The sequence below is a fragment of the Pseudonocardia sulfidoxydans NBRC 16205 genome (assembly GCF_007989085.1).
In the GTDB taxonomy this organism is placed as follows: Bacteria; Actinomycetota; Actinomycetes; order Mycobacteriales; family Pseudonocardiaceae; genus Pseudonocardia; species Pseudonocardia sulfidoxydans.
In genome coordinates, this window is the sequence record NZ_BJVJ01000147.1 from 1 (window position 1) to 5,704 (window position 5,704).

The 5,704-nt window shown below is 73.4% G+C and carries 6 protein-coding genes; 4 read left to right on the forward strand and 2 right to left on the reverse strand.

All coding sequences use genetic code 11. The annotated features are described in order from the left end of the window. Window positions 1-116: 116 nt before the first annotated feature. Both PSU4_RS30470 and PSU4_RS30475 read left to right on the forward strand, forming a co-directional pair. The gene (locus PSU4_RS30470; protein ID WP_246115457.1) at window positions 117-1,256 is read left to right on the forward strand and encodes a PQQ-dependent sugar dehydrogenase; all 1,140 of its coding nucleotides are present in this window, start codon (window positions 117-119) and stop codon (window positions 1,254-1,256) included. Window positions 1,257-1,428: 172 nt separating this feature from the next. Then, window positions 1,429-1,743: a putative quinol monooxygenase gene (locus PSU4_RS30475; RefSeq protein WP_147116088.1), complete on the forward strand. Its 315-nt coding sequence runs from the start codon at window positions 1,429-1,431 to the stop codon at window positions 1,741-1,743. Window positions 1,744-1,747: 4 nt separating this feature from the next. On the opposite strand, the gene glpK is transcribed toward PSU4_RS30475, so the two are convergent. Continuing rightward, window positions 1,748-3,253 carry a glycerol kinase GlpK gene (gene glpK, locus PSU4_RS30480; RefSeq protein WP_147116090.1) on the reverse strand — a complete coding sequence of 502 codons (1,506 nt, stop codon included), beginning with the start codon at window positions 3,251-3,253 and terminating at the stop codon, window positions 1,748-1,750. Window positions 3,254-3,373: 120 nt separating this feature from the next. Then, window positions 3,374-4,135 (reverse strand): IclR family transcriptional regulator, encoded by a 762-nt coding sequence (locus PSU4_RS30485; protein ID WP_147116092.1) that lies wholly within the window; start codon window positions 4,133-4,135, stop codon window positions 3,374-3,376. Window positions 4,136-4,336: 201 nt separating this feature from the next. Between PSU4_RS30485 and PSU4_RS30490 the strand changes: the two genes are divergently transcribed. Next, a complete protein-coding gene (locus PSU4_RS30490; protein ID WP_147116094.1) occupies window positions 4,337-5,155 on the forward strand; it encodes an MIP/aquaporin family protein in 819 nt (272 codons plus the stop codon). Between the two features lie 11 nt (window positions 5,156-5,166). Further along, the coding region (locus PSU4_RS30495) for an FGGY family carbohydrate kinase (protein WP_246115458.1) at window positions 5,167-5,704 on the forward strand (538 nt) is incomplete at its 3' end.

A 5,704-nucleotide genomic window follows, 5' to 3' on the forward strand; every position in this document is an offset into this window, starting at 1 on the left:
AGCTACGCGGGGGCGGCCATCGCGGCCCAGTCTGCCCCCGCGCTCCGCGCCACGCGCCACACCCGATCGGCGGATCACCCCGACCGTGTCCGTCACGGGCGGTTAGCGTGGATTCCGTGCGCATCGCAGCCCGGGGCTATGGCGTCGCCGCCGCCCTCGTCGCCGCCGCCCTCGTCGTCGTCCTCGCCCTGGCGTCGTGCGGGAGTACCGCGCCCGGCCCGGTCGACGCCACCGCCCAGGTGCCGACGCCCGCCGCGACCTCCGACCTCGCCCCGCAGCGCACCCCCGGCGCCCCCCGCGTCCTGCTCACCGGCCTCGAGGTGCCGTGGGCGATCGCGTTCCTGCCCGACGGCAACGCGCTCGTCACCGAACGCGAGTCCGGCCGGATCGTGCGCGTCACCCCGCAGGGGGCGGCGACGCCCGTCGGCACCGTCGGCGGGGTCTCCGCCCGCGGCGAGGGCGGCCTGCTCGGCATCGCCGTCTCACCCCGGTTCGCCACCGACCGCGCCGTGTACGTCTACTACACGTCAGCGGAGGACAACCGGGTCGTGCGACTGCAGGTCGGCCCCGACGACACCATCGACGGCACCACCCAGCAGGTGATCGTCTCCGGCATCGGCGCCGCGTCGATCCACAACGGCGGCGGACTCACCTTCGGCCCCGACGGCCTGCTCTACGTCGCAACGGGCGACGCCAGCCGCAGCGACGCCTCCCAGGACCGCGACGACCTCGGCGGCAAGGTTCTGCGCGTCACCCCCGACGGGGCCCCGGCCCCCGGCAACCCGTTCGGCACCGCCGTCTGGACCTACGGCCACCGCAACGTCCAGGGCCTCGCCTTCGGCCCCGGCGACCGGCTCTACGCCACCGAGTTCGGCCAGAACACCGTCGACGAGATCAACCTGCTGACGCCGGGCGCCGACTACGGCTGGCCCACGGTCGAGGGCATCGCCGGGCGGGAGGGCCTCACCGACCCCCTCGTCACCTGGGCGACCTCCGCCGCCTCCCCGAGCGGGCTGGCCTACGCGGGCGGGTCGCTGTGGGCGGGCGCGCTGCGCGGCGAACGGCTCTGGCGCATCCCGCTGACCGCCGACGGGCGCACCGGCACCCCCGAGGCCCTCTACACCGGGGAGTTCGGCCGGCTGCGCGGTGTCGTCGCCACCCCCGACGGCTCGGCGCTGTGGGTGACGACGAGCAACCGCGACGGCCGCGGCTCCCCCGCCGACGACGACGACCGGATCCTCGTGGTCCCGCTCTGATCCGGGCCCCGCGCCAGGGGGCTCCCGACCGTCGGGAACGGCACCCCGGGACCGCGCGGGCCGCAGGCGTGACCCACCACGGGGTCGTGAGTGGCGATAGTCGCCATAGCGACTATCGCCACTCACAGGGGTGCCTCGGCGGGGCGGGCGGGGCACCCGTACGGTCGGCGCCATGAGCGGCGACAGGGTCGGGCGGTACGTGCGGATGGTCGCCGTCGAGGGGCAGGGTGAGGCGCTGGCAGCCGGGCTGCTGCGCGTCGCAGAGGGCATGCGGGACGCGCCGGGGTGCGAGCTCTACGTCGTCAACCGGACCCCCGACGAGGACGACGCCGTCTGGATCACCGAGGTCTGGAGCGACGAGGCCGCGTCGGAGGCGGCGCTCAACCGCGACCTCGGCGAGGCCGGCCTCGGGTCGGTGCTGGGGCTGCTCGCGGGCCCGCCGGAGTTCATCGAACTCTCCCCCGTCGGCGGCCCCGGCCTGTCCTGACGGCTCAGGAGGGCTCGACCCAGTCGTAGCTGCGGTCGACCGCACGTCCCCAGTTGGCGTGCTCGCGACGGCGCAGCCCCGGGTCCATCGCCGGCTCCCAGGCCGCGGCCCGGTGCCAGTTGGCGCGCAACGTCTCCAGGTTCGACCAGTGACCGACGGCCAGCCCCGCCGCGTACGCCGCGCCCAGCGACACCGCCTCCGACCCCAGCGGGCGTTCCACCGGCACGTCGAGCACGTCGGCGAGGAACTGCATGAGCAGGTGGTTGGCCGTCATCCCGCCGTCGACCTTCAGCCTCGTCACCGGCAGGCCCGAGTCGGCGTTCATGGCGTCGACGACCTCGCGCGTCTGCCAGCCCGTCGCCTCCAGCACCGCACGCGCCAGGTGCCCCTTGTCGATGTAGGACGTCAGGCCGACCATGACGCCGCGCGCGTCGGGATGCCAGCGCGGCGCGTACAGCCCCGAGAACGCGGGGACGATGTAGCAGCCGCCGTTGTCGGGGACGGTGAGCGCGAGCGTCTCGATCTGCGGGGCCGTGTCGATCAGGCCGAGCGAGTCGCGGAACCACTGCACCAGCGAGCCCGTCATCGCGATCGAGCCCTCCAGCGCGTACACGGGGGCGTCGTCGCCGAGGACGTAACCCATCGTCGGGATCAGGCCGTGCGTCGACTCCGCCATCCGCGTCCCCGTGTTCATCAGCAGGAACGCGCCGGTGCCGTAGGTGCACTTGGCCTCGCCCGGCGCGAAGCACGTCTGGCCGACGAGCGCCGCCTGCTGGTCGCCCAGCGCCCCCGCGACCGGGACGCCCGGCAGCACGGCGGTGCACGTGCCGTAGACCTCGGAGTTCGACCGGATGCGCGGCAGCATCCGCTCGGGGACGTCGAGAGCCGCCAGCAGCTTCGGCGACCACTCCCGGGTGCGGATGTCCATCATCATCGTGCGGCTCGCGTTGGTGACGTCGGTGACGTGCACGCCGCCGTCCGGCCCGCCCGTGAGCCGCCAGATCAGCCAGGTCTCCATCGTGCCGAACAGGACGTCGCCGCGTTCGGCGCCCGCCCGCGCGCCGGGGACGTTGTCAAGCAGCCAGCGCAGCCGCGGACCGGCGAAGTAGGTCGCCGGGGCGAGCCCGCACACCGACGAGAACAGCTCCCCGTGCCCCGCGGCCGTCAGCCGGGCCACGATGCCGTCGGTGCGGGTGTCCTGCCAGGTGATCGCGCGCGCCAGCGGCAGCCCGGTGTGCCGGTCCCAGACGACGGTCGTCTCGCGCTGGTTCGCGATGCCCAGCGCGGCGATGTTCTCGGGACGCAGCCCGGCCCGGCGCAGCGCGGCCGGGACGATCGACGCGACGTTGCGCCAGATCTCCTCGACGTCGTGCTCCACGCGGCCGGGCCGCGGGTAGTGCTGCCGGTGCTCGCGCTGGGCGACCGCCAGCATCCGGCCGGCGCGGTTGAACAACAGGCAGCGCGTCGACGTGGTGCCCTGGTCGATCGCGGCGACGACCCGCTCACTCATCGCGCCCCGCCCCGAAGCCGGCGCGGCCGCTGCCCCACACGACTTGCACGAACGGCACAGTCGCGCAACTGAATGGCGTCACTGTGCCGTTCGTGCACGTCCGCGGCGGCCGAGCCCGGCTCACGAGTGCCCCAGCGTCACGGAGATCTCCCGGGCGGCGGCGGTCAGCTGGTCGACGAGCCGGGCCCGGGCGACGCCGCCCGACCCGAAGAGGTGCTCCACCGGCCCGCTGATGGCCAGCGCCCCGACGGCCAGCCCGCCCGCGCCGCGCAGCGGCACCGCGGCCCCGCCGACGCCCGGGGTGTACTCGGCGAACCCGGTCGCGCAGCCGCGGCGGCGGGCGACGACGAGCTGGCTCTCCAGCGCCGCCGGGGTGGTGGCGGTGCGGCCGGTGTAGCGGTGCAGGTCGAGGTCACGGGCGGCGGGCGTCACGAGCGGGGCGAAGGCGAGCAGGCACTTGCCGAGCGCGGTGGCGTGCATGGGCACGGTCTCGTTGGTGCGCAGCCGTTGCGGGGAGCCGTCGGGCCGGAAGACGTGGTGCACGAGGCTGACGACGCGCCCGTCTGGCACCCCGACGAACACGGCGCAGCCGGTGCCGCCGGCGAGGGCGTCGGCCCAGTTCATGGAGCGCGAGCGCAGGTCGTGGCGGTCCCAGCCGGGGGTGGAGAGGCTGCCCAGCCCGGCGCCGACGGAGTACAGCGAGCTGCTGGGGTCCTGGTCGACGAAGCCGACCTCGCGCAGGGTGCGCAGGATGCCGTGGGCGGTGGGCCGGGGCAGGTCGAGGGCGGCGGAGAGCTCGGCGAGCGCGAGCGGGCGCCCGGTGTTGGCGAGCAGCCGCAGCGCCGCGGCCGCCCGCTCGATCGACTGGATCGTGCCGGGCACACGCCGAGCCTAACGCCCGGGATGTGACCGTTTCGGCGATGCCGATTCGACATTGACGAACACCTCAGGTTGCTCGCGTCACAGGAGCTTCCTAGCGTCCGTTCCCGCGCGGGGAACGGGACCGGCGGAAGAGGCCCGGCGGAAGGGGTGTGGCGACGCTCCCGGCGACGACACGGCAACCCCCCGAAGGAGGGCACCGCTATGCGGAAGACATTGCTCGGCGAGCTCAGCGCCGAGTTCGCCGGGACGATGATCCTCATCCTGTTCGGCGTCGGCGTGGTGGCGCAGGTCGTCACCACACCCGACGGCAGCCTCGGTGACCACGACTCGATCGCCTGGGCCTGGGGCCTGGGCGTCACCCTCGGCGTCTACGTGGCCGCACGGCTGTCGGGCGCCCACATCAACCCCGCGGTCACGATCGCGCTGGCCGCGTTCAAGGGCTTCGAGTGGCGGAAGGTCCTGCCCTACATCGTGGCGCAGTTCCTGGGCGCCTTCGTCGCCGCGCTGATCGTGCGCGTCGTCTACGCCGACGCGATCGCGAAGTTCGACCCCGGACACACCATCAAGTCGCAGCTCATCTTCTCGACGCTGCCCGGCAACGGCGCGGACGGCATCGGCATCCCGACGGCGTTCCTCGACCAGATCGTCGGCACCGCGATCCTCATCTTCGTGATCTTCGCCCTGACGACGGCGGTCAACAACCCGCCGCTGGCGAACCTCGGCCCGGTCGTCGTCGGCCTGCTGGTCGTCGCGATCGGCATGGCGTGGGGCACGAACGCCGGATACGCCATCAACCCCGCCCGTGACTTCGGGCCGCGGCTCGCGTCGCTGATCACCGGGTACTCGACAGCGATGCAGGACCAACACGGCGATCTCTACTTCTGGCTACCCATCGTCGCGCCGATCATCGGCGGCCTGATCGGTGGTGGGCTGTTCATCCTGCTCATCGACCGGTACCTGCCGAAGGACGAGGAGCTCCTGCCCACCCCGCCCGTGTCCGAGCCGCGCGCCAACTCCTGAGAGGACGATCCATGGCTGACTTCGTCGGCGCCATCGACCAGGGCACGACCAGCTCGAGGTTCATGATCTTCGACCACTCCGGCAACGAGGTGGGCCGCCACCAGCTGGAGCACGAGCAGATCCTGCCGCAGGCCGGCTGGGTGGAGCACAACCCCGTCGAGATCTGGGAGCGCACCTCCGCGGTCCTGCAGAGCACCCTCAACAAGACCGGGCTCTCCGCCGACGACCTGTGCGCGCTGGGCATCACCAACCAGCGTGAGACGACCGTCGTGTGGGACCGCAACACCGGGCGTCCCTACTACAACGCGATCGTCTGGCAGGACACCCGCACCGACCGGATCGCGTCCGCGCTGGAGCGCGACGGCAAGGGCGACACCATCCGGCAGAAGGCCGGCCTGCCGCCCGCCACGTACTTCTCCGGCGGCAAGATCCAGTGGATCCTGGAGAACGTCGACGGGGCCCGGGCCGCGGCCGAGCGCGGCGACGCCATCTTCGGCAACACCGACACGTGGCTGATCTGGAACCTCACCGGCGGCCGCGACGGCGGCA